Consider the following 23,449-nt stretch of genomic DNA (forward strand, 5'->3'; position numbering starts at 1 on the left):
GGCTACCGCGGCGCCTTCGGCGATGCGAGCTCGAGCCACGGCGGCGAGATCCGCGTCAAGTTCGACTGGTAGGGAGATGGGACCGTTTCGGCGGTTCCTGATCCACTCGAATGCGGAGGGCCGCCCCGGCGACGGGGCGGCCCTTCTGCTGCGCAGGGCGCGCGGGGCGTCGTCAGGACCTTAGCCGCATCGGGTTCAGGGTCGCGGACCGCACCTGTAGGTGGCCGACCGCATTCTCGCATGACGCGAGAAGTCCTTGGTCGCTTCGCCGGCTTCCCATAGGCTGGTCGGATCAATGTTCCCCGGGGGGCGGAATGGCGGAATCCCACGAACGCGGCAGCGCTTTCGAAACTGCGGCTGAAGAGCTCTTCCGGGCGGCCGGTTTTCGCGTCGATCGGTGCCGGGAGCTGCGCGGGCAGGAATACGACGTCATCGCCTCGCGTCACGAGATCGGAGGTTTCGAGACGCGCATCGCCGTCGAGTGCAAATCCAGGAACGGGAGCGCGGTCTCGAACGACGACGTCTACAGCTTCATCAATGCGTTCCAGGCCACGCAGGCCAGGCTTGGTTTCACGCACGGGATCATCGTCACGGACAGCAAGTTTTCCCGCCAGGCGAGCGAAGCCGCCGCGGATGTCCCGCACATCCGGCTGGTGAGCTTCGCAAGCCTCGAGAGCGAACTCCTGGGGTCCCGCCTTTACCTCGAAGGCGCGATGAAAAATTACAGATCACAGATCAAGCGCCGGCTCATCGATCCGTCGGCTGATGAGGTTGTGGAAGGTCGTCTGGCGCCTGTGCCGCGCCTCATCGACCATCTCCTGGCCGGCGTTGACGACGGCAGGGAGAGCTTTTCGTTCCTGCTGGGAGACTTCGGCAGCGGCAAGACGACGGTCGCTGAGCAGGTGCACAAGGCGCTGGCCGAGCGCTACCTGAACCAGGGAACCGGACTGTTTCCGATCATCCTTTATCTCAGGAATCTGGCCCAGTTCGATACGGACCGCTCCTTCGTCGCGGCGCAGTTGTCTCAACATTCGCCCAGCGCCTCGTTTGAACTGTTCGAGAGAATGCAGAAGGGCGGCAGGTGCGTCCTGATCCTGGACGGATTGGATGAGGTGGCGACCCACGCCACGCAGGATGAGCGGTTTCGCCTGTTTTCACGCGTCATGCGGATCACCCAGCAGGCGAACCACCTGCTCATCACGTCCCGACCCACCTACTTCAACAATCTTGCGGAGCTGAACGGGCTGATCCGCGATCTGACCAGTCGCGACTTTCAAACATCCGAGCAGTATCACGTGGGGATCAGGGAACCGTCCAAGCCGAGAGGGTTCGCCAACCTTGGCCGCCGGGGCCCCGAGGCGGGCGCGTATCGTCTCTTCGGCCAATGGAACACAAGGCTGTTCTACATAAGGCCCTTCAGCAAAGCGCACATCATCGACTACCTGTCGGCCTTCGAGGCCGAGTTCAATGAGCAGCACGGGCTGAATGTCGACCAGGTCTATGACTTCTTGTCCAAGACCTACGATCTGACGGATCTGGTGACGCGGCCTCTGCTGCTGGAAATGCTGGTCGAGGTCATCATCGCCCCCGGCGCCGTCAGGCTGGATGACCCCAATATCGAAATCGGTCCCGCCAGCCTCTATCGGGATTACGTGGCGCTGCATCTCAACAGGGATTGGGCTGTCCGCCAGTTTTTGAGACGGGAGGAGCGTCTCTCGTTCGCCAGGGCGGCGGCCATCGCCATGCTCGACAACGCCGCCGGCCTCGAAGCCACATACGAGAGCGTGGAAAAGGTCGTGGTGAGCGGCCTGTCCGACATCGCTGACTGGCGGGTCTCGGTCCTGGCGGGGCAGATGGAGAGCGTGGTCAACGATGTCCGTGTGTGCGCCTTCCTGAACGTCACCGCGAACGACAGGATAGAGTTCTCACACAAGTCTTTCATGGAATACTTTGTCGCTGACGTCATCGTTGAGAAGATGTCGAAGCGAACAATCGTCGACGAGTTCGGAAAGAATCTGAACTACGAGATCCTGTACTTTGTCGGAAGTCACAGCCTGATCGATATCGATTACGCGATTAACCTGAGAGATCATCTTGAATTGGCGAGCGCGTCGCAGTCTGAGCGCTATCTCTCGAACGTCAGGATGGCCTTGCTTTATTCCGAGCGGGTATCGGAGTCTAAAAAGTTCTCCGACATTTCCCTGTCCCGCGCCCTTATCCGGAAGAGGCGGTTCGTGGGGTGCCGTTTCGAGCGTTTCAGGATTTCCCAGTTGAGCCTTGAGGAGGTCGAGTTTGACGCCTGCCAGTTCAGCGCCACGTCCTTGACCGGCGAGATTGCGGACACCGCGTTCAAGTCTTGCGTCGGTGAGCTTCAGCTCGGTTCTGTTGTCAGGCGCAGTGCGATGAACGGATGCGCCCTCGCTGTCATCGGCCATGAGGCCAGGTTGCGTCTCGACGAAGTCACCCTGACCAACTGCAGGCTCGCCATCGATGCCGACGAGATCACCCTCTCGCGCGTGACGATGGAGGATGTCGAGATGGCCATCACGGGCGACGGGTCCGTCCGGCTTGAGAACGTGGGAATGATGCGTTCCCGGTTGACGGGGCGAGCCTCGGCGACGGGGTCTCAACCCCCGACGATCAGCATCGACGGAACATTGGACGACTGTTTGATCGCCGGGTTCCGCGTGAGCGCCGGCGCCTTTGAGGAGATCGCTGAAAGGCTGGGGAGTTGCTACGGGGTGGTGATGGTCCACGGCTCGCGCGATGCGTTGGCGAAGATTTTCAAGAGGAAACTGGACGGCGGGCAACGCCCGCCGAAATGGCTGATCGACAAGCGAATGGTCTATCTCGCCGGCACAAAGTGGAGCCTGCTTGGGGCGGGTGAGGAGGAATTGACCGATATCGCAAGATCGGGCGACGCCTCCGCGATCCGGAAATGGCTGGGGCGAAGACTCGAAGCGATGGATACGGCCGAATAGCGCTGTTGGTCGCGCTGGTATTGCACAGGTCCGTCTCTGCGTAGCTCCTGGTTTGCGCACCAAAACCAGTGTCTGCATCTGGCGCAAAGCCGAAGTTCGGAATGTCGGTTGTCTGCCTGAAGGGCGCCCGAAGCATAGAAAACCGGCCCTGACGCGCAGCGCGCGCCGGACGTGGCGAGGATCGTCCGGCTGTCCGGGGTCGTGAGACCTAAATCCCCGCTGTCAGAGCGGGGAACGTACTTGCGCAGTTGAAAGCGCCTGTTCGCCGGCCCCGGCAGTCAAAACGATCAAAGCGTACGCAAACGCCTCATTTTGGGATTCCGGGCCATGGCGGCAGGCGCCCGCCCATGCAAGATGGCTAGGGGAAACGGCGTGCTGACTGATCAACTGTGCGAAAGACTGCTGGAACGCAGTGACCGGCCGTTAATCACGGTTTGCGGTGGCCGCACGGGTCAGCGGGACCGCGTCCTGACCGGACGTCAGCTGCACGAACGGGCCCTGGCGCGCGGTGCGGCTCTGGCGTCGATCCGTAAACCTGACGACGGCCCGCTGGCGCTGATCATGCCGTGCGGCGTCGAGTTTGTCGTCACCCTGGTCGGGGCCCTCTACGCGGGTTTCACGATCACCGCCGTGGCCGCCCCCCGTCCGGGTGTTCAGACCCTGCGGTTCAATCAGATCATCCGCGACTGCACGCCGGCCGCGATCCTGTGTTCCGACGGGCTTGCCGGCAAAATAGAGGCGGCGCTGACGTCCGGCGGGATAGCGGGCCTTTCCGTCGTCGACGTTGAAGCGCTCGAGGCGGCCGAGGCGCCTCTGATGGCGCCGGTCCAGAGCGGCGACGGGACGCGCCCGGTCATCCTCCAGTACACGTCCGGCTCGACGCGGGCGCCGAAGGCGGTGGCGCTCTCGGGCGCGAACATTGTCGCCAACGCCCAACTGGCGAACGGCACCTGGGGCCTGGACGAGGATGGGGTCGTCCTCAGCTGGCTGCCGCATTTCCATGACCTGGGGCTGATGGGCGGCATCTTCTATCCGATCCTCGCCGGAGGGCGGACCGTGTTGCTGGACCCGCTGCAGATGATCCAGCGGCCGGAGCGCTGGCTGCGCCTGATCAGCGAGCACCGGGCGACCTTCAGCGGCGGCCCCGCCTTCGCCTTCTCGCATTGCCTGCAGAACGTCACTGACGAACAATGCGAAGGGCTGGATCTGTCCCGCTGGCGCAGCGCCTTCTGCGGCGCGGAGCCGGTCCCGGCGTCGCTACTGGCTGCTTTCCGCGAGCGTTTCGGCCCATGGGGTCTGAACCCGAGCGCCGTGTTCGGCTGCTACGGTCTGGCCGAGTTCACCCTGATGGTGGCCGGCGGAAATCCGGACCTTCTCGACGACCGGCCCGCCCCCCCGCCCGGATGTGGCGATATCGAGCCCTGCCGGGTCTCGCCCGAGATGGACGGTGATCTTCGTCTCGTCGATCCGGAGACCTTGAGGATCGCGGCGCCGGGCGAGCCCGGCGAAATCTGGGTCCGGGGGGCTTCGGTCGCGCGGGGCTACCGCAACGCGCCGGCGGAAACGGCGGCGTCGTTCAGCGTCGCGATCGCCGGTGACGGCGCTGGGGGAGACTGGCTCAGGACGGGCGATGTCGGCGTCCGCCAAGGCCACTGGCTGTACGTCACCGGACGTCTGAAGGACCTGCTGTTCTCCAACGGACGCAAGATCCCCGCGACGGATGTGGAATGGCTGGCGGGAGAACAGGATCAGGCGCTCAATCCCATGGCGGCCGCGGCGCTGATGCCGGACGACCTCGCCACGGGAAAGGCGGTGCTGCTGATCGAGCTCAGGCGCCGGGAGAGGGTCGCGGACGAAGTCGTCACCCGCGGCTTGATCCGGCGGGCCGTGGCGGGCGCCTGGGGGATCGAGCTGACGGATATCCGCATCCTGCCCAGCGGAGCCCTTCCGCGCACCAGCAGCGGCAAGGTTCAGCGCCGCCTGCTGGCGAACGCTTGGCGAGACGGGCGGATTGAGGATGCGCTTCAGTGACCGCCACGCCTCTTCGGGACAGGACGTCCGCGTCTTCAGGACCTCGTCCGGACCGCGCCCGCTTCGTCGTCGACACGGCGGAGGAGGCGACGGAGGTCTTCCGCGACCGGGCATGGGGCGTGACCGCGGTCCTGCCCTATCTGGCGAAGCTTCAAGCCGCGACCGGCGAGGACCTGTCCCTGCTGGCCGACGCCGCGCGCGCGTCGCTGATCTACCAGACCGACGCCGATCACCTCATGACCCGCCGGGCGCTTGCGGCCTTCCTCAGCCCGGCCGGGGTGGACGGTTGGGCGCCGGTGATCGACGGCCACATCCGGGCGGCTCTCGACCGGTTGGCGACGCAGCCGGCGCCGGATCTCGTGCGCGATTTCTCGGACCCGGTTTTCATCGCCTGCATGCGCGATGTGTTCGGACTGGCCATCCCGGATGACGCGGCCTTCCTGCGCGCCGTCTACCAGGCGCGGGTGTTCACCGAACCCCTGCTGCGCCTGCGCGACCTACTGGCGGTCCAGGACGGCTACCGGCATCTGATCGCCGCGGCGTCTGTCCCGACCGCGCTGTCTGGTGATCCCGGGACGCCGGCGCCGCTAGTCATGGCTCTGGCGCGGGGCAAGCTGCCCGCCGGGGTGGACGACGCCACCCTGATCGCGTCCATCACGGTGGCCGCCCATACGGCGGCGGAATCGCTGGCCTTCGCCCTGTGGGGCCTGCTCGGGGACGGCGCACCGACCTGGGGCGAGGTGTCGCGCGAGGGCTGGGCCGAGGCGCATCTGGACGCTGTCATCCGCGACTATCCCTCGACCTTGAGGCTGTACCGCGTCGCCCGAACCGGGACGCTGCTGAACGGCCGGCCGGTGCAACCGGGCGATCTGGCGGCGCTGGACATCCCCGCGGCCAACCGGTCGCTCTGCCCGCACGCGGCGGGGGAGGGCGGTCGGACGTCGCTGTCGTTCGGCGACGGAGTGCACAAATGTCCCGGGGCGGCTCTGGCCCGGCTGATGCTGAGCCGGGCCTTGCCGTTGATGGCCGCGCGCTTCCCGGACCTCCGTCTGGATGAGGCGGGCGTGCGGATCGAGCGGACCCACATGGTGCAGGCGCCGACGGCCCTGCCGTGCCGCCTGACGCCGCCGCTCCAGAAGCGCGCCGCCCGGCTGTGGGAGATTACCGAGCCCCGAACCGCCCGCGCCGTCGCCGTCGACGACGCGCGCTTCAGTCCGCCCGGCATGGAGCCGCACCTGATCGCGCTCCAGGCGGCCAGCGGACGCGACCTGTCGACCGCGATTCGGGTCGCCCGCAACGCGCCTTTCTTCCAGTCCGGCCCGCGCCACGCGCGCATGCGCCTGCTGGGGTTCGAAGCCCTGGGCTCCAACCGTCTCGTCGCCTGGACGCCGCTGATCGACGCGGAGATCGAGCACGCGGTGCAGGCCCTTGAGGGGCGAACGGACGTCGATCTGGTCGCGGATTTCTGCGAGCCTCTGTTCCGGGCTGTCTGTCAGCCGATCATGGGGCTTCGGCCGCATGATCCCGCTGTCTTCAACGCACTCGCGCCACTCCTTCAGGAGGTGCTGGAGCCGCTGCGATCGCTGCGGGCCATCCTGAAGGTCCAGGCCATGGTCGACACCCTGCTTGGCCAGTTCGACGAAGATCCCACAGGTCCGGCGAGCGACGGACCGACCTCCCTGCTGTCCCATCTGGCCGCCAGCGGCTGGGACCAGATGGACGTGCAGGATCGCAAGGCCTTCGTGCTGGTCCTCTACGGCGCCAGCTTCAACGTCTCCCACACCCTCGCCAACGCGGTGCTGGCTCTCGCCTCGGCGCCCGTCGATCAGCGCGGCGACCCCGCCGATCCGGCCTGGGTGGCGGCGCATCTCGACACCCGGATCGTGCCCGCCGCGGCGTCTCCGCGTTTCATCTACCGGGTTGCGCGGGCGGAAGGGGAGATCGACGGCGTCGCTTTCCAGCCCGGCGACACGATGCAGCTGCGGTTGGCGGACATCAATCGCGACCTCGGCGCGGGCCATCTGGCGTTCGGGCATGGCCTTCACCGCTGCATCGGCGCGGCCCTGTCGCGCCTCCTCATCCGCAAGGCCGTGCCCGCCCTGTTCGCCCGCTATCCCGATCTGCGTTTCACGGGTGGACAGCCCCGCTATGTCGAAAACTCCCAGACGGTCATTCTGGCCGAACTGCATTGCCGTCTCGATTGACCTTCCAGAGTTTGAAAGTGTGTTCATGACCCCGCCGACCGTCGAACAGGTGACTGACTTCCTGCGCGCCCACATCAGCAGGCGAACCAAAGTCCCGGCCGATCAGATCCTGGGCTCCACCGTGCTGGTCGACTTCGGTCTGGAATCCATCGACGCGGTGCTGATCTCGGGTCACATCGAGGACGAGTTCCAGATCGAGGTCGAGCCGTCGCTGATGTTCGAATTCCAGACGCTGGACGAGGTCGCGGCGGCGGTTGTGGCGCTGTTCGACACCCCATGAGCCGGTTCTATCTGGGTCTGTCGACCTCGGGACATGACCCGGCGTTGGCGATCGTGGATGAGGCCGGCTGCATCCGCTTCGCCGAGGCCACCGAACGCTTCATCCAGGACAAGCGCGCGTGGGGCGCGGCGCCGGATCATGTCGGCCATCTGGAAAGCGCCCTGTCCGCCGTCGGGTTTGACGCCGCCGCCGACGAACTGATCGTCTCGACCAGTTGGGCGCGGGTGAAGGCGGACCTTCCGGTGTCGGTGTCCAACGCCTTGCTGCCGGGCTCGGACGGCTTGTGGCTGCGGGGCCTTCAGGCCCACGCGCAGGCGTCGGCGGGCGAGTCCCTGCTGCGCCTTGGGCTCGCCGAGACCCCCCCGGAGGTCCGGCATTTCGACCACCATCTGTCCCACGCCGTCGCAGCCTGCGGCAGCGCGCCGTTCGCCGATGGCCTCTGTCTGGTCATCGACGGGGAAGGCGAGGTGGGCGCCGCGAGCCTGTTCCGTCTCTCCCACGGCAGGCTGAAGCGGCTGTGGCGATCGTGGGGGCCAGGCAGTCTCGGAACCTTCTACGCCTGGCTGACCGGCCTGTGCGGCTTCGACTGGCGCGCCGGAGAAGAGTGGAAGGTCATGGGCCTGGCCGCCTTCGGCACGCCCGATGCGGGTCTTGTGGACGTGTTGGAGACGATGCTCAACATCGTGGACGGGCGGCCCCAACTGCCGGAGCAGGCGGTGATCGACGCCGTGGTCGCCCGTGCAAGGGCGCATGCGCGCAGGCCCTCCGATCCCATCCAGCAGGCCGCCGACCTCGCCGCCAGCGGTCAGGCCGCCTATGGGCGGCTGGTCGATCGCATCCTGCGAAGCTGCTCGGAACTCGGCGAGCGTAACCTCGTCCTGAGCGGCGGCTGCGCGCTCAACTCCTCCTACAACGGCACGATCGGTGGCCGCTTCGGCTTCGAGGCGGTCCATGTTCCGAGCGCGCCCGCCGATGACGGCAACGCCTTGGGCGCAGCCCTTCTGTCGTGGATGCAGGATCATCCCGAACAGTCGGCCGCGACGGGGCGGATCACGCCCTTCCTCGGAACGACGCCGGACCGGCGGGTCATCGACAGAACGGTCGCGAACTGTGGCTACGGTCACATCTCGGATTGCACCGGCCCGCAGGGGCTGGCGACGCTCGCCGGTCGGCTGGCGGCGGGCCGGATCATCGGCGTGATGCGCGGCGCGGCCGAGTTCGGTCCGCGCGCCCTTGGCCATCGCTCGATCCTCGCCGATCCCCGCCCGTCGGACATGAAGGACCGGCTCAATCAACGGGTCAAAGGGCGCGAACCCTACCGCCCGTTCGCGCCGATCATTCCCGCGCACCGGGTGAGCGAGTGGTTCGACCGTCCTCAGCCGTCGCCCTACATGTCCTTCACCCTACCGTGGAAGGCGGAGGTCCGCGACCGTGTCCCGGCGGTCGTCCATGCGGATGGGACTGGTCGGCTTCAGACCGTCGAGGCGGCTTCAGATCCGTGGATGAGCGGCCTGCTCGACGCCATGGAGGCGCGGACCGGCGTGCCGATCGTGCTGAACACCAGCTTCAACGTCATGGGCAAACCCATCGTGCACAGCGTGCAGGACGCGATGGCCGTCCTGGCGACCACGGGTCTGGACGGCGTCCTGCTGGATGACGTGCTCGTCGAGAAGGCGGCGTGAAGCCATTTCATTCGTAAGCCTCCAGTTCCTCATCCTCTGGCTGCCGGTCACGGTGGGGGCGTTCGCGCTCGCCTGTCGCTGGCGGCCCACGGCGGCGGTGGGATTGCTGGTGGCCGTGTCGGTCCTGTTCTGCGCGCAGGCCGGGCCGATCGCGCTCGCAGTCCTGACCACATCCATTCTCGGCAATTTCGCCGCTGTCGCGCTCATTGGCCGGCTGGCGCCCGGATCGACGATGCGCAGGCTTGCCGTGGCGGGCGCGATCATCGCGAACTTGGCTCCGCTGGTGGCCTTCAAGGTGGCGCAGCAGGTGCTTCCCGTGGCCCTGCCGCTCGGTCTGGCCTTTTACACCTTGCAGCAGATCACCTTCGTGATCGACGCGCAGAAGCCGGGCGTCGAGCGGTTGGGCCTGCTACGTTTTGCGGCTTGGGGCTCCTTCTTCGGGCAGCTTCCGGCAGGCCCGATCGGCGCCTACGGCCGGATAGCGCCCCAGTTCGGCCGGTTGGGCTTCACAGCGCCGACGGGGGCGGATATCGCGCGCGGAGGCGCGCTGGTGCTGGCCGGGGTCGTCAAGAAAACCTGGCTGGCCGATCCCATGGCGCGAAAGGTCGACGCCGTCCTGACCGCGGTGGATCTGGGCGCCGTCACCCCGGTCGAGGCCTGGACCGCCGCCTGGGGCTATACGCTCCAGCTCTACTTGGATTTCTCGGCCTATTCAGACATCGCCATCGGCGTGGGCCTGTGCTTCGGCCTGCTGCTGCCGATCAATTTCAACTCGCCGCTGAAGGCCTCGTCGCCCGGTCAGTATGTGATGCGCTGGCACATGAGCCTGATGACCTTCGTGCGAGATTATGTTTTCGAACCGGTGTTCCGGATCGCCCGGAAACTGCCGATCCAACCGACCGTTCGCCGCTATGGCGTCGCGTGGGCGCTGGCCACATTGGTCGCCTATCTGGTTGTCGCCGCCTGGCACACCGCCGCCCTGTTGCCGTTGCTGCAGGGGCTGGGCGTGGCGGCGCTGCTGATCGTGCTCCAGTTCGCCCGCCAGAACGCCCGCGGCGCGCCTCGACCGATCGGCGTCGTTGAACAGCGCGCGCGGCAGGTCGCTGGTCAGGCTCTGATCCTGATCGCCGTGGCGGTCATCGCGCTGATGCTGAGGGTCGGCGACGGCCAGACGCTGGGCCGGGTGCTTCCCGCGCTCGTCGATGTGAAGGCCATATTTGCGGGCCTGGCGCAGGGCATCGATCTGGCCGGCGCCTATCCCAATGCGCGCCTGCCAAGTGTGCGTACACTGGCGATGATGGGCGTCGTGACGACGATAGTCCTCGTCTGCCCGAACACCATGCAGATTTTCGGTATCCCCGGCGCCATGCCCGCCCCGGACTGGCTCCGCTGGCGACCGACCCTGCTGTGGGGCGGGTTGACGGTCGGCCTGCTGCTCCTGGCCCTGATCGGCGTCACCCGCCCTGTGCAGCAATACGGCTTCATCTATGCCCAGTTCTGAACCGGACAAGTCGCCCGCCCGGCTGACCCGAGGCTGGTGGATGGGGCTCGGCGCGGGGCTGGCGATCCTCATCGGATATGCGCTGTTCAATGTCGTGGTCGATCCGACCGGTGAATTCGGCCAGTCCGGCCGTCATGCCTTCAACCGAAGCCCTCCGCCCGGCGTGATCGCGCAAGGGGTCGCCGGCGGTAACCCGGCCTTCTTCACGCGCGCCATTCGCGAGCACCAGGGAGACACCTTCCTGATCGGCTCGTCCCGAGCCTGGCGTGGCTTCAACACCTGTTCCCGGCCCGATATCCTGCGGGTCGCGGGATCCGCCTGGGGCGTGCGAGAGATGACGCGGGTCGAACGGGCGATCCTGAACAGTCGCACAGCGCCTGCCACCATGTTGATCGAGGTCGGATTGCCGACGCGCGAACGGCCCGCCATCGTAGATCCCGCGCAGGCTGCCCTGTCCACCGCGTTGTCGCCCCGCACCACCCTGCAGTCCGCGCAGACAGTGGTGCACAGCCTGAACGGCGCTGAGGCCTACCCGGCGACCTACGCGCCTTGCGAGGCGCTGGCTCCCGGTGCACGCGACTGGATCCAGGCCGAGCGCAGCCTTCGCTACACGCTGAGTCAGCTCGATACGTCGCCGGCCTCGCTTGCGATGGGCCGCAGGAACCTCGCCGGACTTGCGGACCTGGCGGACAATATTTGTCGCCGAACCGGTCTTCGGCACCGGCTCGTCTTCTTTACCCTGCCCGCGACACCCGCCGATGCGCCCGTAAACGGACACGATCGATTGGTCCAGGCCAACGCAGCGCGGATCGCGGCGATGTTCGCCGGGCGTCCGTCGACCGTTGGGGGGTGCGACATTCGTTACCTGAACTTCGCCTCAACCCCGCTGGGGAACGAAGCCGAACAAGCGCTATGGCGTGATCGCGAGCAGTGGACCGACTATTTCCACTTCTCCGCACGCCTCGGCGAAACGGCGCTGAACGCGCTTTTGAGCGCGTCGCCATGAGGCTCGTTTCTTCTGGCGCGTTGCTGACCTGAGTTGGTCCGGCGATGAGTTGGACTCTCTCGGCTAAGAAGCCATTGCTGTGATGGCGACGCCCTCACCGGCGTTCAGCGTCGCCGTCAATGAGCGTGGCTGGCCGACAGTGACTGTGGACGCGATGCCAAGTCCGCCGGTTCGCAGCCCAACTGCTGCGCGAGTTCGAACACCGCGACTGCCGTCGGGTTCTGCTTGCCGTGCTCGAGCGCGCTTGCGTACTGCTGCGTGAACCGAAAGTTTATCCGGTTTACGCGTCAAACATTTCAAATAACGGGAAGAAAATCGCGGTGTGGCGGACAGAGAGGGATTCGAACCCTCGGTACGCTTTCACGTACACACGCTTTCCAAGCGTGCGCGATCGACCACTCCGCCACCTGTCCGTTTCCACGACGCGCGTGAAACGCCGGACGGTCCATCCGGCGAGGGGCGCTGATTAGAACAGTCGGACCCCCTCGGCAAGCGCCGGATGATGGCCCATATGGGCGGCGTACGATTTGTCCGGAGTTCCGCCATGCTCTCGCAGAAGACCACCATGCCCACGCCCGGGTCCGCGCTGCCCGGCCGGGCGACGCCGGTGACCACCGATGAGGTCCATTTCGTCACCGGCCGCCCGCTGAAAGGACCGCATCCGGAGGGCTTCCAGACCGCCGTCTTCGGCATGGGCTGCTTCTGGGGCGTGGAGCGGGTCTTCTGGTCCCTGCCGGGCGTCTGGGTGACCTCGGCGGGCTATACCGGCGGCTACACTCCCAATCCGACCTATGAAGAGACCTGCACCGGCCTGACCGGCCACGCCGAGGTCGTGCAGGTGGTCTTCAATCCCAAGGAGATTTCCTACGCCGACCTGCTCAAGGTGTTCTGGGAAAACCACGACCCCACCCAAGGCATGCGCCAGGGCGGCGACATCGGCACCACCTACCGCTCGGCCATCTACTATCTGGACGAGGCGCAGCGCGAACAGGCCGAGGCCTCGCGCGACGCCTATCAGGCGGCCCTGACGGCGGCGGGGCAGGGGGAGATCACCACCGAGATCACCCCGGCGGGCGTCTATTATTTCGCCGAGGATTATCATCAGGGTTATCTGGCCAAGAACCCCGAGGGCTATTGCGGCATCGGCGGGACGGGCGTGACCTGCCCCATCGGCGTCGGCGTCACTTCAGGTTCCGGGGCCTAGGATGGATCGCGCGGGGATCGGCAAGGCCTGTCTGGCCCTTCCGGGGGCGACGCTGGATCACCCGTTCGGCGACCATCACGACGCCTACCGCATCGGCGGCAAGATGTTCGTCATGGTCGGCGAGCAGGGCGGGGTGTCGTTCAAGGTCTCGGACATCGCCTATGAGGTGCTGACCGAGGAGGGCCGCGCCCGCCCGGCCCCCTATCTGGCCCGCGCCAAGTGGGTGAACCTGCCAGACCCGTCCGCTTGGCCCGATGACGAACTGGCCGAGCATTTCGCCATCGCCCATTCCATCATCGCGGCGAAGCTGACGAAGAAGCAGCGGGCCGAACTGGGGCTCTGACGGGCGTTGCGCCACCGGCGCGTTGCACGAATCCGCCAAACGTTGTTCTCTGCCTGTCTCGGGGGAGATCATCATGACCGGCAGACATCTCATCATGGCGGGCGCCTGCGCGCTCGCGCTCGGATCCTGCGATCAGGCGCGGGTCAACGTCACTACCTCGGACGGGCCGCAGGTGGTCGCCGCCACGGATATCGAAGCGGGCCGCTATCTGGTGCGCGTCGGCGGCTGCAACGACTGCCACACGCCCGGCTATCCCCAGGGAGGCGGCAAGACGCCCGAGTCCGAATGGCTGAAGGGCTCCGGCATGGGCTTCATGGGGCCGTGGGGGACCAGCTATCCGCACAACCTGCGCCGCACCGTCGCCGGCATGACCGAGGACGCCTGGGTCGAGATGCTGTCGACGCGCGAAGGCCTGCCGCCCATGCCCTGGCCCAGCGTCCGCGCCATGGCCGACGCCGACAAGCGGGCGCTGTACCGCTACATCAAGTCCCTGCCGCTGGAAGGCGACCCGGCTCCGACGGCCATGCCGCCCGGACGGACCCCGACCACGCCCTACGAGAACATGGCGCCGGTGATCCCGGGAGCCTAGGGCGCGGTCAGCGCGCCTTCTCCTCGGCGATCCAGCGGTCCATCCGCTCGTCCAGCAGCGCCATCGGCAGGGGGCCGTCGACCAGCAGGGCGTCGTGGAAGCGGCGCACGTTGAAACGGTCGCCCAGTTCGGTCTCGGCGCGGGTGCGGACCGCGCGCAGGCGGATCTCGCCGACCTTGTAGGCCGTCGCCTGGCCCGGCCAGCCGATATAGCGCTGCAGCTCGGTCTCGATGTTGTGCGGGGCCAGGGCCGAGTTGTCGCGGAAGCAGGCGCGGGCCTGTTCGATGTCCCAGCCCAGCCAGTGAATGCCGGTGTCCGCCACAAGGCGGCAGGCGCGCCACATCTCGTAGCTGAGCCGCCCGAACCGCTCATAGGGGGTGCGGTAGAAGCCCATCTCCTCGCCCAGGAATTCGGCGTACAGCCCCCAGCCTTCGGTGAAGGCGGTCACGTCCACGCCGCGGCGGAAATAGGGGCCTTCCTCGGCCTCCTGCTGCAGGGCGATCTGCAGATGGTGGCCGGGCACCGCCTCATGCAGGGTCAGGGCCGGAAGCTCGTACAGCGGCCGCTGGTCCAGCCGGCTGGTGTTGACGATGTAGCCGCCGGCGATCCCGTTCTCCATCGAGCCGGGGAAGTAGCGGCCGGTGGTGTAGTTGGCCTCGATCTCCGCCGGCACGGGCCGCACGCCATAGGGCGTCCGCGGCAGGGTCCCGAACAGGGCGGGAAGGTGGTCGTCGGACCGCTTGGCCATCTCCGACGCCTTCTCCAGCAGGTCCTCGCGCGTGGTGGCGTAGAACTGCGGGTCGGTGCGCAGGAAGTTCAGGAAGGAGGCGAAGTCGCCGGTCCAGCCCGCGGCCCGCATCTCGGTGTCCATGCGGGCGCGGATGCGCGCCACCTCCTGCAGGCCCAGCTGGTGGACCTGATCGGGCGTCATGTCGGTGGTCGTGTAGCCGCGCACCAGGAAGGCGTAGAGCTCACGCCCGCCTGGCCGGTGGACCAGTCCCAGCGTCTCCGGCGCGCGGGGCAGGTAGTCGTCGCGCAGGAAGCGGACCCAGGCCTGGCGACGCGGCATGATCTGCCGGGCCACCACGCCCTGCGCCCGCGCAAGCAGTTCCGCCTGCTTGTCCGCCGGGATCGAGGCGGGCAGGGCGGCGAACGGCTTCAGCAGCGGGTCGGTCGCGGGCGTCAGCGCGGCTTCCGGCTCCATCAGGCTGAGCGCGTTCTCGACGATCGAGCGGGGCTGGACGAGGCCGGTCGCCAGCCCGCGCCGGGCGTTGGCCAACTGGTCGTCATAGAGGGCCGGCATGGCCTCCAGCCGGGCGATATAGGCCTCGGCGTCGTCGATGCTGGTGATCCGGGTGACGCTGGCGACATAGCCGAGGCTCTGGCCCGGCCCGCCCTCCGAGCTGAAGGCGTCGATCCGGCCGGTGTCCAGCGGGATGCGGTCGCGGGCGCGCTTGATCACATAGGCCATGAAGGCGTGGTTCAGCCGGTCTTCGTCGTTCAGCCGCGCCGGATCGATGGCCGCCAGCCGGTCGGCGAATCCCTTCAGCGCCGGCTCCTGCGCCACTTCGAACGCGCGCGAGGCGTCGGGCAGGCGGCGCAGGGCGTCGCGGTCGCCCTCCATCCCGGCCGAGATCGGATCGACCGACCGCAGATAGATCTCATAGTCGTTCAGCAGGGCCGCCAGGGCCGGGTCCTGGGCGTTGCGCGTCGCGGCGGGCTGGGCCGGGGTCTGGGCCCCGATCTCAGCGAAGGCGGGGGCGGCGCAGGCGGCCAGCAGGGCGGCGCCGGCGACGGCGAGAACGAGCTTCATTTGGGGTCCCTCCCGGATGCGGACGGGACTGCACCGGAGCGCGGGCCTCGCGTCAACCGCAGAAGGCGAAGAACCGCTCGACCCGCTCGTCCGAGCCCGGATGCGGGGCGTAGGCGTGACGGGTCTCGCCCTCCCACACCGCCAGCCAGCCGGTGCGGCGGAAGCGCTGGAACACCGGCTCCCGCGCCTTGGCCTCGGCGGTCAGGAACAGGCCGTCATTGACCTCGGACGCCTCGGCCTCGGCCGGGAAACGCTCGGTCTCGCCGCCGGACTCCAGATGGATCTCGGACGCCGCGCCGACCGCGGCCAGGGCGCTCAGGGCCAGCTGACCCGAGTGCTTGCGGCAATCCAGGCCGATCTTCAGGTCGTCGCTGGCCTCGGCGCCGTAGGCCAGCCGCGCCTCGTCGCCGTCCTGGTTCAGGTGCCAGTCATAGCCCTGCACCGGCGCGGGCGAGCCGGACGAGGCGGGAGACAGCCCCATGCCCGGCTGGGAGGTGGTGTTACACGCCGCCAGCGCCAGCGTCAGGCCGGCGGCGGCGATCAGGACGGTCAGGCGCATGGGAGAACTCCGGCTCAGCCGGAGCACAGTTCGGCGAAGCGGCGCAGCTTGGCAAGGTGCGCAGTCGGGACTTCGATGGTTCGCCGCTGCTCCCCGACGGCCACGCCCAGCCGTCCGCTGACGCCGAAGGCCGTGAACACGGGGTGATCGGTGCGCAGCGCCAGCTTGATCCCGCCTCCGCGCGCCGCCTCGGACTGGGCCACGGCCGAGGCGTCGCCGGCGGTCACCCGCGCCATGCCCGCGCCGGGCTCGCCGCCGTACAGGGTCAGGCGGGCGACGCTGCTGCCGGGATCGCATTCCAGGGTCGTGCGCAGATTGGCGGTGTCCGGCACCTCATTGGCCAGCACCACGGGCGTGTCGGCGTACAGGGTCCAGGTCCATGCGGTCTCGGGCGGAGCCGCGGCCGCGTTCTGGGCGCCCAGTATCAGCGCCGCCGCGGCGGCCAATATGGCGATCATGCGTTCAGCCCCCGCTGCAAGCCTGTCTGTAAAAGGTGGTCAGGCCTGTTCCGTTCCGCAATAGGCGAAGAAGGCGCCGATCAGGGCGCGCTCCTTGTCGGTGGCGGTCAGTTCGAACCGCCCGGCGTCGCCCTCGACGGCCAGCACGCCCTTGCGGGCCCAATCGCGCAGGGTCGGATCGTTCAGGGAGATGCGGGCCTCGTCGGCCAGCTCGCCGTCCAGCGGGTCGATGGGGGCTTCGGTCATGGAGGCGTGGATCAGGCGCGGGGTGGCGGGCTGCACGTCGCCATAGACCACGGCCTGGGACCGCCCCGGCTCGCAGGTCATCATCAACGCCAGCTGGTCGGAGTTCTCGACCCCATAGGCCAGCTTGGCCATCCGGCCCTCATGGCTCAGGTGCCAGCCCATGGCCCCAGACGCGGACTGGGTGTCCGAATTCGACGCGCTGGACTGTGCGGCGAACGCGATCAGGCCCAGGGCGGCGACAGCAGGGACAACGAACTTCAGCATGGGACGGACACTCACCTCTGATCGGCAAACGTTGATGTCCGTTAAGAGTTCACAGCTCAGCTGAACGGCGGCTGACCGCCGTGTCCCAAACGCGACACGCCCGCCGGGGTCGCCGGCGGGCGATCAGGGTGACGGTCGGGGCCGGCTAGTCTGCGCGAAGCGCCAGGCCGCGTCGGGTCGGGAGGTCCCGAAGGGCCGACGGTCCGCGGCCCGCTAGAATGGGCTGAAGCGCTCCACCAGCGACTGCGCCGCCGGGGTGGCCTGCATGCGGCTGATGTCGCCCCGGCCGCCGTAGCTGATGCGGGCCTCGGCGATCTGGGTGTGGTTGATGGTGTTGGCCGAGGAAATGTCCTCGGGGCGCACGATGCCGGCGACGGTCAGTTCGCGGACCTCGCGATTGGTGCGCACTTCCTGCCGGCCCTGGATCACCAGATTGCCGTTCGGCAGGACGTCGGCGACGACGGCGGCGATGGTCAGGCTGACCTTTTCGGCCCGGTTCACCGAGCCGGAGCCGGTGGCGTTGGCCTGGCCTTCGGTGCCGATCATGTTGGCCGGGTCGAAACCGCCCGGGAAGGCGCGGCCCAGGCTGTTTTCCAGCCCGAAGAAGTGGGTCACCCCGCCCGAGGCTTCGTTGGTGCGGTTGCGGGTGGTGGAGTTGTTCGTCTGGGCGCGGTCGTCGATGTCGATGTTGACGGTCACGATATCGCCGACGCGGCGGGCGCGCTGGTCGCCGAAGAAGGTCCGGGCGCCCGCGCGCCACAGGCTGTTGGCGCTGGCCGCGCGGTCAGCCGCCTGCTGCTCGGGCGAGGGCAGGTAGGTCTGGCTGGTCGGCACCAGGGCCGCCGGATAGCCGATGGGGGCCAGCTCTGGGCCGCGCACCGCTTCGATGGCGGTCGAGCAGGCGCCCAGCGAGAGGGCGGCGACGGTCAGGATCAGGGCGGTACGCATGTGACTTCCCCTAGCGGGCGGCGAACTGTTGGGTGCGGATCGATTGGGCGGCGGGGCCGGCGACGGCCTGCCCCGGGCCGGTGGCCACGGCGTCGATGACGCGGTTGGATTGCAGGTTGCGGATGGCCACGCGCTGGCCTTCGGCCGCATTGCCCTCGGCCCGGCCGGTGATGGTCAGGCGCACGCCGCCGGTCTCGTACAGGACCTCGACGATGTCGTTGCGGGCGATGACCCGCTCGGCGGCGCTCGGCGCGCGGGATGCGGTGCGCACAGGGGCGGGGGAGGCCGGGCCGGCGGCCGCGACGGCCTCCGGTGCGCTCGCGGACGGAGCGGAGGCGGCGTGGCGCACCACGACCCGGCGCAACCCGGTCGGATTTGCCCAGTCCAGCCCCGCCTGACGGGCCATGCCCTGCAGCTGGGCGGCCTCGAACACGATAGAAGGGCCCGCGCGGCGGCCGACGACGACGTTCGCCGCCCCGCCCGCGCCGTCGAAGATGTCGCCCAGGGTCACCTGGCCGTCGTCGTCCACCGGATTGGCCCTCAGCGTCACCGGGCCCGCCAGCGCGGGACCGGCCAGGGCGAAGGCGCAGACGGCGCCGAGGATCAGGGCCCTCACGACTTCACCTGCGAGGCGACCGACAGCATCTGGTCGGCGGTGGTGATGACCTTGGAGTTCATCTCATAGGCCCGCTGGGCGATGATCAGGGCCGAGATTTCCGACACCGCGTCCACGTTCGACGACTCGGTGAACTTGTGCAGGATCTCGCCGAAGCCGACCTCGCCCGGCGTGCCGACGTTGGCCGCGCCCGAGGCGGCGGTCTCCAGCAGCAGGTTGTCGCCGATGGCTTCCAGGCCCGCGTCGTTGAAGAAGGTCGCCAGCTCCAGCTGGCCCACGACCGCCGGGGTGGTGCTGCCCTGGGTGAAGACCTGCACCTGGCCGGACTTGGAGATCTGAACGTCGATCGCGTCCTGCGGGATGGTGATGTTGGGCTGCACCGCATAGCCGTCGTCGGTGACCAGCTGGCCTTCGCCGTTGATCGCGAAATTGCCGGCCCGGGTGAAGGCCGTCTCGCCCGAGGGCATCAGGATTTGGAAATAGCCGCGGCCGTCGATGGCCATGTCGTACATGCCGCCGGTGTTGCTCGGGGTGCCTTGCTCGGTGACGCGATAGACCGCCCCGGCCTTCACGCCGGCGCCGATCTGGATGCCGGTCGGGACGACGGTGCCCTGGGTGGACGACTGCGCGCCCATCCGCTCGACGTTCTGGTACAGCAGGTCTTGAAACTCGGCCCGTTGGCGCTTGTAGCCGACGGTGTTCATGTTCGCGATGTTGTTGGAGATGACCTCCACGTTCAGCTGCTGGGCGGCCATGCCCGAGGCGGCGGTTCTGAGCGCGCGCATGTCTCAGTGCTCCCTTATGACACCCGGCCCAGCCGCTCGACCGAGCGGCGGGACAGGTCATTGGTGTTTTCGATCATCCGCGTGACGCTCTCGTAGGCGCGCTGGATCTCGATCAGATTGGTGATCTCGAGGATCGGATTGACGTTGGAGCCCTCCAGCATGCCCTGACGGATCTGGGCCTCGGGGGCTTCGGTGGCCGCGGCGTTGGAGGCGTTGCGGTACAGGCCGTCGCCGCCCTTCTCGAGCGCGCCCAGGCTCTCGAAGCGAACCACCGCCAAGCGGCCGACGACTTGGTCATCCTGGGTGATTGTGCCGTCGGCGCCGACCGAGATCTCGCCCAGGGTGGTGTCCAGGACGATCTCGCCGGCTTCGCCAAGCACGGCCTGGCCCTGCTTGGTGGTCAGCCGGCCCGTGGGGTCCAGGGTGAAGGCGCCGTCGCGGGTGTAGGCCTCGCCGTTCCCGTCCTGCACCTTGAAGAAGGCGCCGTCGCCCTCGATGGCGAAGTCCAGGCTGCGGCCCGTCTGCGACAGCGCGCCCGCCGAGAAGTCGCGCCCGACCCCGTTGTCCAGCACGAAGCTGACGCCCGGGCGGACGAAGGCGTTGCGCGCCCGTTCGCCGACCTCGGAGCCGACCAGCAGCTGCTCGACCTTGAAGCCGTTGGTGTCGGCGTTGGCGATGTTGTTGGCCACGACATCGAGTTCGCGGCGCAGCGTCATCTGGCGTGACAGTCCAACGTAGGCGGCGTTTTCCACGGGCGGCTCCTTTCAGCCCATCCCGTCGCAACGGTCGTGCCAAGAGGGTTAATCCAGTGGTGGCGGGCGTTCGGCCCGATTTACCCCCTGCGGCGCCCGGCAGGATTTGCCGGTTCTAAACGGCTCGTTAACCAAACCCGGCTGAATTGGAGGCTGAGATTCTCAAGGCTTGGGGCGCATGCTGAAGTTCGGCAAAAAGAAGGACGCAGGCGGCGACGCCAACCTGCCCGCCGTGACCGACGGGGAAACCGTCGACGGCGAAGGCGCGCCCGCCAAGAAGAAGCTGCCCCTGCTGTTCATCATCATCCCGGCGGCCCTGGTCGTGCTGGGCGGCGGCGGCGCGGCGGCCTTCGTGATGATGCAGCCCAAGTCCGCCCCGGCGGAAGAGGGGCATGGCGAGGCCGCCGGCGGCCACGGCGCCGAGAAGAAGGGCGGCGGTCACGGCGAGGAGAAGAAGAAGGGCGGCGGCGGTCACGGCGGCGGCGCCGAAGGCGAGGCCAACCCCGCGCTGGGTACGATCGCCGCGGGTCCGGACGGGGTCACCTTCTACACCATGCCCGACATGGTGATGAACATTCAGTCGTCCGAGGGCCGTCCGACCTACCTCAAGCTCAAGCTCACCCTGGAGATGCAGGACGCCGAACTGGCCACGCATCTGCAGGAGGAGATGCCGCGCATGAAGGACATGTTCCAGAGCTTCCTGCGCGAGCTGCGCCCTGAGGATCTGGCCGGATCCGCCGGCAGCTTCCAGCTTCGGGCCGAGATCCTGCGCCGCGTCAACCTGATCGCCGCCCCCGGCAAGGTCGACGCCGTGCTGATCGAAGAGATGTTGGTTCAATAGATGACCGACGCCGCCTTCGCCGACGACGCCGACCCGTTCGCCGAGCCCCTGGCCGACGAGCGCCCGGTTGCGTCCGAGCGGGTCCTGAACCAGGACGAGATCGACAGCCTGCTGGGCTTCGACCTCGGCGACGACGACGGCTCCGAACGCTCGGGCATCCGCGCCATCATCAACTCGGCGCTGGTCTCCTACGAGCGCCTGCCGATGCTCGAGATCGTCTTCGACCGCCTGGTGCGGCTGATGACGACCTCCCTGCGCAACTTCACCTCGGACAACGTCGAGGTCAGCCTCGACAACATCTCGTCGATCCGTTTCGGCGACTATCTGAACTCCATCCCGCTGCCCGCCATCCTGGCGGTCTTCCGCGCGGAGGAGCTGGACAACTACGGCCTGCTGACGGTCGATTCCAACCTGATCTATTCGATCGTGGACGTGCTGCTGGGCGGCCGCCGGGGCACCGCGGCCCTACGCATCGAAGGCCGCCCCTACACCACCATCGAACGCGTGCTGGTGCAGCGGATGGTCGAGGTCATCCTGAACGACGCGCGCCAGGCGTTCGAGCCGCTGACCCCGGTGCATTTCACCCTGGACCGGCTGGAGACCAATCCGCGCTTCGCCGCCATCGCGCGCCCGGCCAACGCCGCCATCCTGGTCAAGCTGCGCATCGACATGGAAGACCGCGGCGGCCGGGTCGAGCTGCTGCTGCCCTATTCGACGCTGGAGCCCATCCGCAAGATGCTGCTGCAGCAGTTCATGGGTGAGAAGTTCGGCCGCGACAACATCTGGGAAGGCCACTTGGCCACCGAGCTCTGGACCACCGAGACCGAGGTCCGCGTCGTCCTCGACGAACAGCAGGTGCCGCTGTCGCAGGTGCTCGATTTCAAGGTCGGCGACACCCTGATGCTGAACGCCACGCCGGAGTCGCACGTCTCTGTGCGCGCCGGGACCCTGCCGCTGACCATCGGCCGCATGGGCCGCAAGGGCCAGCATATCGCCGTGCGTATCGAGGCCCCGGTGAACGTCGAGGCCGCCTCCAGTCTGGTGAAGGGAAAGCGCTGATGACCGGCATGATTCTGGACGGCGTCTTGATGCTGCTGCTGGTCGCGGCCCTCGGCTACGGCGTGCGGCTGGAGCGCAAGCTCAGCGCCCTGCGCGCGGGCCAGCTGGCCTTCGCCTCCGCGGTGACTGATCTCAACGCCGCCGCCGGCCGCGCCGAGGCCGCCCTGGCCTCGCTGCGCGCCTCGGGGCAGGAGACCGATCTCCTGCACGACCGGATCATCAAGGCCCGCGAAGTGAAGGCCCAGCTGGAAGCCCTGATCGTGCGCGGCGGCGAATACGCCCCGGCCCGCGCCGTCGAGGCTCCCCGCGCCGAGCCGCGCACTGTCGTCCCGGCGCCGAAGCCGGTCGCCGCCCCGGTGTCCGAAGAGGACGCCCGCGCCGCCCGCATGCAGGCCCTGGCCGAACGCATCCAGGGCATGGCCGCCCCGGCCCGCCCCGCCGCCTCCAGCAACGTCCACGCCATTCTCGGCGCGCTCACCGCTAACCAGTCCGCGAAGCAAAGCCTCAACCAGGCGCGCCGTAGCCTGGACGACGATCTGTTCGCCGCCTGATTTTCCCCTGAGGAACTGAGTAACCCGCATGGCCAGGATTCCGCGCCTTCTGCCCCTGATCGCCGTCGCCATCGGCGGCGTGGTGGTGATCCGCGCCATTGGCGTGGCCCCTGGCCTGTTCGAGGGCGCCAAGGCCTGGGCCGAGGAAGCCGTGCCCGCCGGCGCCGCCCCCAAGCCCGCCGCCGCCGTCTGCGCCCTGACGCCCGAACAGCTGGCCCAGCAGGCGGGCATCTCCCCGGCCGAGCTGCGCATCATCCAGTCGCTGTCGGCCCGCCGCGCCGAGCTGGACGCCCGCGACACCGACATGGCCTCCATGCTGCCCCTGCTGACCGCCGCCGAGCAGAAGCTGGACGCCCGCGTCCAGGCGCTCGAAGCCGTGAAGGCCGAGGTCGCCGCCATGCTGGGTCAGGTGGACGAGAAGCAGAAGGCCGAGACCGACCGTCTGGTCGCCGTCTATTCGGCCATGCGTCCGCGCGAGGCCGCTCGCGTCTTCGCCACCCTCGATGACGATGTCCGCCTGCCGGTCGCCGCCGCCATGCGTCCGCGCACCCTGGCCGCCGTCATGGCCCAGATGGACCCCGCCGCCGCCCGCGTCCTGACCGAGAAGCTGGCGCGCCGCTTCGCCGCCCAGCAGGCCCTGGCCGCCCGCGCCGCCGCGGCCTCCAGCGAGGCTCCGGCTCCGGCCCCTGCCGCAGACGTCGCCGCGCCGCCCGCCGCGACCCCGACGCCCCAACCC

General features: G+C 68.2%; 22 protein-coding genes and 1 tRNA gene. 14 read left to right on the forward strand and 9 right to left on the reverse strand.

Going from position 1 to position 23,449, the window contains the following annotated elements; translation table 11 throughout:
- Positions 1 to 314: 314 nt before the first annotated feature.
- From AC07NB_RS17500 to AC07NB_RS17530, 7 genes are all read left to right on the forward strand, one after another.
- The gene (locus tag AC07NB_RS17500) at positions 315 to 2,981 is read left to right on the forward strand and encodes a restriction endonuclease (protein ID WP_494572539.1); all 2,667 of its coding nucleotides are present in this window, start codon (positions 315 to 317) and stop codon (positions 2,979 to 2,981) included.
- A gap of 327 nt (positions 2,982 to 3,308) precedes the next feature.
- Entirely contained in the window at positions 3,309 to 5,012 is a 1,704-nt protein-coding gene (locus AC07NB_RS17505) for an AMP-binding protein (RefSeq protein ID WP_494572538.1), read from the forward strand.
- Positions 5,009 to 7,216, forward strand: coding sequence for a hypothetical protein (locus AC07NB_RS17510; RefSeq protein WP_494572537.1), 2,208 nt, complete (start codon positions 5,009 to 5,011; stop codon positions 7,214 to 7,216). Before AC07NB_RS17505 ends, AC07NB_RS17510 begins: the two co-directional genes overlap by 4 nt.
- Before the next feature lie 25 nt (positions 7,217 to 7,241).
- Entirely contained in the window at positions 7,242 to 7,496 is a 255-nt protein-coding gene (locus AC07NB_RS17515; protein ID WP_291833663.1) for an acyl carrier protein, read from the forward strand.
- Positions 7,493 to 9,178 carry a carbamoyltransferase family protein gene (locus AC07NB_RS17520; protein ID WP_494572536.1) on the forward strand — a complete coding sequence of 562 codons (1,686 nt, stop codon included), beginning with the start codon at positions 7,493 to 7,495 and terminating at the stop codon, positions 9,176 to 9,178. Before AC07NB_RS17515 ends, AC07NB_RS17520 begins: the two co-directional genes overlap by 4 nt.
- A complete protein-coding gene (locus AC07NB_RS17525) occupies positions 9,150 to 10,679 on the forward strand; it encodes an MBOAT family O-acyltransferase (RefSeq protein ID WP_494572594.1) in 1,530 nt (509 codons plus the stop codon). The genes AC07NB_RS17520 and AC07NB_RS17525 overlap by 29 nt, the downstream gene beginning before the upstream one ends.
- Positions 10,666 to 11,685, forward strand: coding sequence for a hypothetical protein (locus tag AC07NB_RS17530; protein WP_494572534.1), 1,020 nt, complete (start codon positions 10,666 to 10,668; stop codon positions 11,683 to 11,685). Before AC07NB_RS17525 ends, AC07NB_RS17530 begins: the two co-directional genes overlap by 14 nt.
- 323 nt (positions 11,686 to 12,008) lie before the next feature.
- Here the strand turns inward: AC07NB_RS17530 and AC07NB_RS17535 are convergent.
- Positions 12,009 to 12,098: transfer RNA gene (locus tag AC07NB_RS17535), tRNA-Ser, on the reverse strand.
- A gap of 131 nt (positions 12,099 to 12,229) precedes the next feature.
- Between AC07NB_RS17535 and msrA the strand changes: the two genes are divergently transcribed.
- The 3 genes from msrA to AC07NB_RS17550 all read left to right on the forward strand — a co-directional run bounded on the left by msrA (position 12,230) and on the right by AC07NB_RS17550 (position 13,821).
- On the forward strand, positions 12,230 to 12,889 hold the full coding sequence (msrA, locus tag AC07NB_RS17540) for a peptide-methionine (S)-S-oxide reductase MsrA (RefSeq protein ID WP_291833651.1): 660 nt from the start codon (positions 12,230 to 12,232) through the stop codon (positions 12,887 to 12,889).
- A gap of 1 nt (position 12,890) precedes the next feature.
- Positions 12,891 to 13,232, forward strand: coding sequence for an MmcQ/YjbR family DNA-binding protein (locus tag AC07NB_RS17545; RefSeq protein ID WP_291833648.1), 342 nt, complete (start codon positions 12,891 to 12,893; stop codon positions 13,230 to 13,232).
- A 73-nt stretch (positions 13,233 to 13,305) separates the two neighbouring features.
- Positions 13,306 to 13,821: a cytochrome C gene (locus AC07NB_RS17550; RefSeq protein ID WP_494572533.1), complete on the forward strand. Its 516-nt coding sequence runs from the start codon at positions 13,306 to 13,308 to the stop codon at positions 13,819 to 13,821.
- A gap of 7 nt (positions 13,822 to 13,828) precedes the next feature.
- Here AC07NB_RS17550 and AC07NB_RS17555 read toward each other — a convergent pair whose 3' ends face one another.
- From AC07NB_RS17555 to flgF, 8 genes are all read right to left on the reverse strand, one after another.
- Positions 13,829 to 15,634 carry a DUF885 domain-containing protein gene (locus AC07NB_RS17555; protein WP_492313676.1) on the reverse strand — a complete coding sequence of 602 codons (1,806 nt, stop codon included), beginning with the start codon at positions 15,632 to 15,634 and terminating at the stop codon, positions 13,829 to 13,831.
- A gap of 52 nt (positions 15,635 to 15,686) precedes the next feature.
- Entirely contained in the window at positions 15,687 to 16,193 is a 507-nt protein-coding gene (locus AC07NB_RS17560; protein ID WP_291833640.1) for a hypothetical protein, read from the reverse strand.
- Positions 16,194 to 16,207: 14 nt separating this feature from the next.
- The gene (locus AC07NB_RS17565; RefSeq protein WP_494572532.1) at positions 16,208 to 16,651 is read right to left on the reverse strand and encodes a hypothetical protein; all 444 of its coding nucleotides are present in this window, start codon (positions 16,649 to 16,651) and stop codon (positions 16,208 to 16,210) included.
- Positions 16,652 to 16,690: 39 nt separating this feature from the next.
- On the reverse strand, positions 16,691 to 17,161 hold the full coding sequence (locus AC07NB_RS17570; RefSeq protein ID WP_492313674.1) for a hypothetical protein: 471 nt from the start codon (positions 17,159 to 17,161) through the stop codon (positions 16,691 to 16,693).
- 213 nt (positions 17,162 to 17,374) lie between these two features.
- A complete protein-coding gene (flgH, locus tag AC07NB_RS17575) occupies positions 17,375 to 18,109 on the reverse strand; it encodes a flagellar basal body L-ring protein FlgH (protein ID WP_492313673.1) in 735 nt (244 codons plus the stop codon).
- A gap of 10 nt (positions 18,110 to 18,119) precedes the next feature.
- Positions 18,120 to 18,725 carry a flagella basal body P-ring formation protein FlgA gene (locus AC07NB_RS17580; RefSeq protein WP_492313672.1) on the reverse strand — a complete coding sequence of 202 codons (606 nt, stop codon included), beginning with the start codon at positions 18,723 to 18,725 and terminating at the stop codon, positions 18,120 to 18,122.
- Positions 18,722 to 19,510 (reverse strand): flagellar basal-body rod protein FlgG, encoded by a 789-nt coding sequence (flgG, locus tag AC07NB_RS17585; protein ID WP_492313671.1) that lies wholly within the window; start codon positions 19,508 to 19,510, stop codon positions 18,722 to 18,724. The genes AC07NB_RS17580 and flgG overlap by 4 nt, the downstream gene beginning before the upstream one ends.
- Before the next feature lie 14 nt (positions 19,511 to 19,524).
- Positions 19,525 to 20,262 carry a flagellar basal-body rod protein FlgF gene (flgF, locus tag AC07NB_RS17590; protein WP_492313670.1) on the reverse strand — a complete coding sequence of 246 codons (738 nt, stop codon included), beginning with the start codon at positions 20,260 to 20,262 and terminating at the stop codon, positions 19,525 to 19,527.
- Between the two features lie 178 nt (positions 20,263 to 20,440).
- Between flgF and AC07NB_RS17595 the strand changes: the two genes are divergently transcribed.
- The 4 genes from AC07NB_RS17595 to AC07NB_RS17610 form a co-directional block, all read left to right on the forward strand.
- Positions 20,441 to 21,103 carry a flagellar basal body-associated FliL family protein gene (locus tag AC07NB_RS17595; RefSeq protein WP_492313669.1) on the forward strand — a complete coding sequence of 221 codons (663 nt, stop codon included), beginning with the start codon at positions 20,441 to 20,443 and terminating at the stop codon, positions 21,101 to 21,103.
- Positions 21,104 to 22,162, forward strand: a complete 1,059-nt coding sequence (fliM, locus tag AC07NB_RS17600) for a flagellar motor switch protein FliM (protein WP_492313668.1) — start codon at positions 21,104 to 21,106, stop codon at positions 22,160 to 22,162.
- On the forward strand, positions 22,162 to 22,713 hold the full coding sequence (locus AC07NB_RS17605) for a DUF6468 domain-containing protein (protein ID WP_494572531.1): 552 nt from the start codon (positions 22,162 to 22,164) through the stop codon (positions 22,711 to 22,713). The genes fliM and AC07NB_RS17605 overlap by 1 nt, the downstream gene beginning before the upstream one ends.
- 28 nt (positions 22,714 to 22,741) lie before the next feature.
- The coding region (locus tag AC07NB_RS17610) for a MotE family protein (RefSeq protein ID WP_494572530.1) at positions 22,742 to 23,449 on the forward strand (708 nt) is incomplete at its 3' end.

The organism is Brevundimonas sp. GW821-FHT09G01, from assembly GCF_059416065.1.

Bases quoted from the DNA above. Each gene is read 5' to 3' on its own strand.
- AC07NB_RS17555 (WP_492313676.1), bottom strand. From the start codon at position 15,634: ATGAAGCTCGTTCTCGCCGTCGCCGGCGCCGCCCTGCTGGCCGCCTGC.
- AC07NB_RS17560 (WP_291833640.1), bottom strand. From the start codon at position 16,193: ATGCGCCTGACCGTCCTGATCGCCGCCGCCGGCCTGACGCTGGCGCTG.
- AC07NB_RS17565 (WP_494572532.1), bottom strand. From the start codon at position 16,651: ATGATCGCCATATTGGCCGCCGCGGCGGCGCTGATACTGGGCGCCCAG.
- AC07NB_RS17550 (WP_494572533.1), top strand. From the start codon at position 13,306: ATGACCGGCAGACATCTCATCATGGCGGGCGCCTGCGCGCTCGCGCTC.
- AC07NB_RS17525 (WP_494572594.1), top strand. From the start codon at position 9,150: ATGACGTGCTCGTCGAGAAGGCGGCGTGAAGCCATTTCATTCGTAAGC.
- flgG (WP_492313671.1), bottom strand. From the start codon at position 19,510: ATGCGCGCGCTCAGAACCGCCGCCTCGGGCATGGCCGCCCAGCAGCTG.
- AC07NB_RS17500 (WP_494572539.1), top strand. From the start codon at position 315: ATGGCGGAATCCCACGAACGCGGCAGCGCTTTCGAAACTGCGGCTGAA.
- AC07NB_RS17520 (WP_494572536.1), top strand. From the start codon at position 7,493: ATGAGCCGGTTCTATCTGGGTCTGTCGACCTCGGGACATGACCCGGCG.
- AC07NB_RS17530 (WP_494572534.1), top strand. From the start codon at position 10,666: ATGCCCAGTTCTGAACCGGACAAGTCGCCCGCCCGGCTGACCCGAGGC.
- AC07NB_RS17505 (WP_494572538.1), top strand. From the start codon at position 3,309: ATGGCGGCAGGCGCCCGCCCATGCAAGATGGCTAGGGGAAACGGCGTG.
- AC07NB_RS17545 (WP_291833648.1), top strand. From the start codon at position 12,891: ATGGATCGCGCGGGGATCGGCAAGGCCTGTCTGGCCCTTCCGGGGGCG.
- AC07NB_RS17605 (WP_494572531.1), top strand. From the start codon at position 22,162: ATGACCGGCATGATTCTGGACGGCGTCTTGATGCTGCTGCTGGTCGCG.
- msrA (WP_291833651.1), top strand. From the start codon at position 12,230: ATGCTCTCGCAGAAGACCACCATGCCCACGCCCGGGTCCGCGCTGCCC.
- flgH (WP_492313673.1), bottom strand. From the start codon at position 18,109: ATGCGTACCGCCCTGATCCTGACCGTCGCCGCCCTCTCGCTGGGCGCC.
- AC07NB_RS17595 (WP_492313669.1), top strand. From the start codon at position 20,441: ATGCTGAAGTTCGGCAAAAAGAAGGACGCAGGCGGCGACGCCAACCTG.
- AC07NB_RS17570 (WP_492313674.1), bottom strand. From the start codon at position 17,161: ATGCTGAAGTTCGTTGTCCCTGCTGTCGCCGCCCTGGGCCTGATCGCG.
- fliM (WP_492313668.1), top strand. From the start codon at position 21,104: ATGACCGACGCCGCCTTCGCCGACGACGCCGACCCGTTCGCCGAGCCC.
- AC07NB_RS17515 (WP_291833663.1), top strand. From the start codon at position 7,242: ATGACCCCGCCGACCGTCGAACAGGTGACTGACTTCCTGCGCGCCCAC.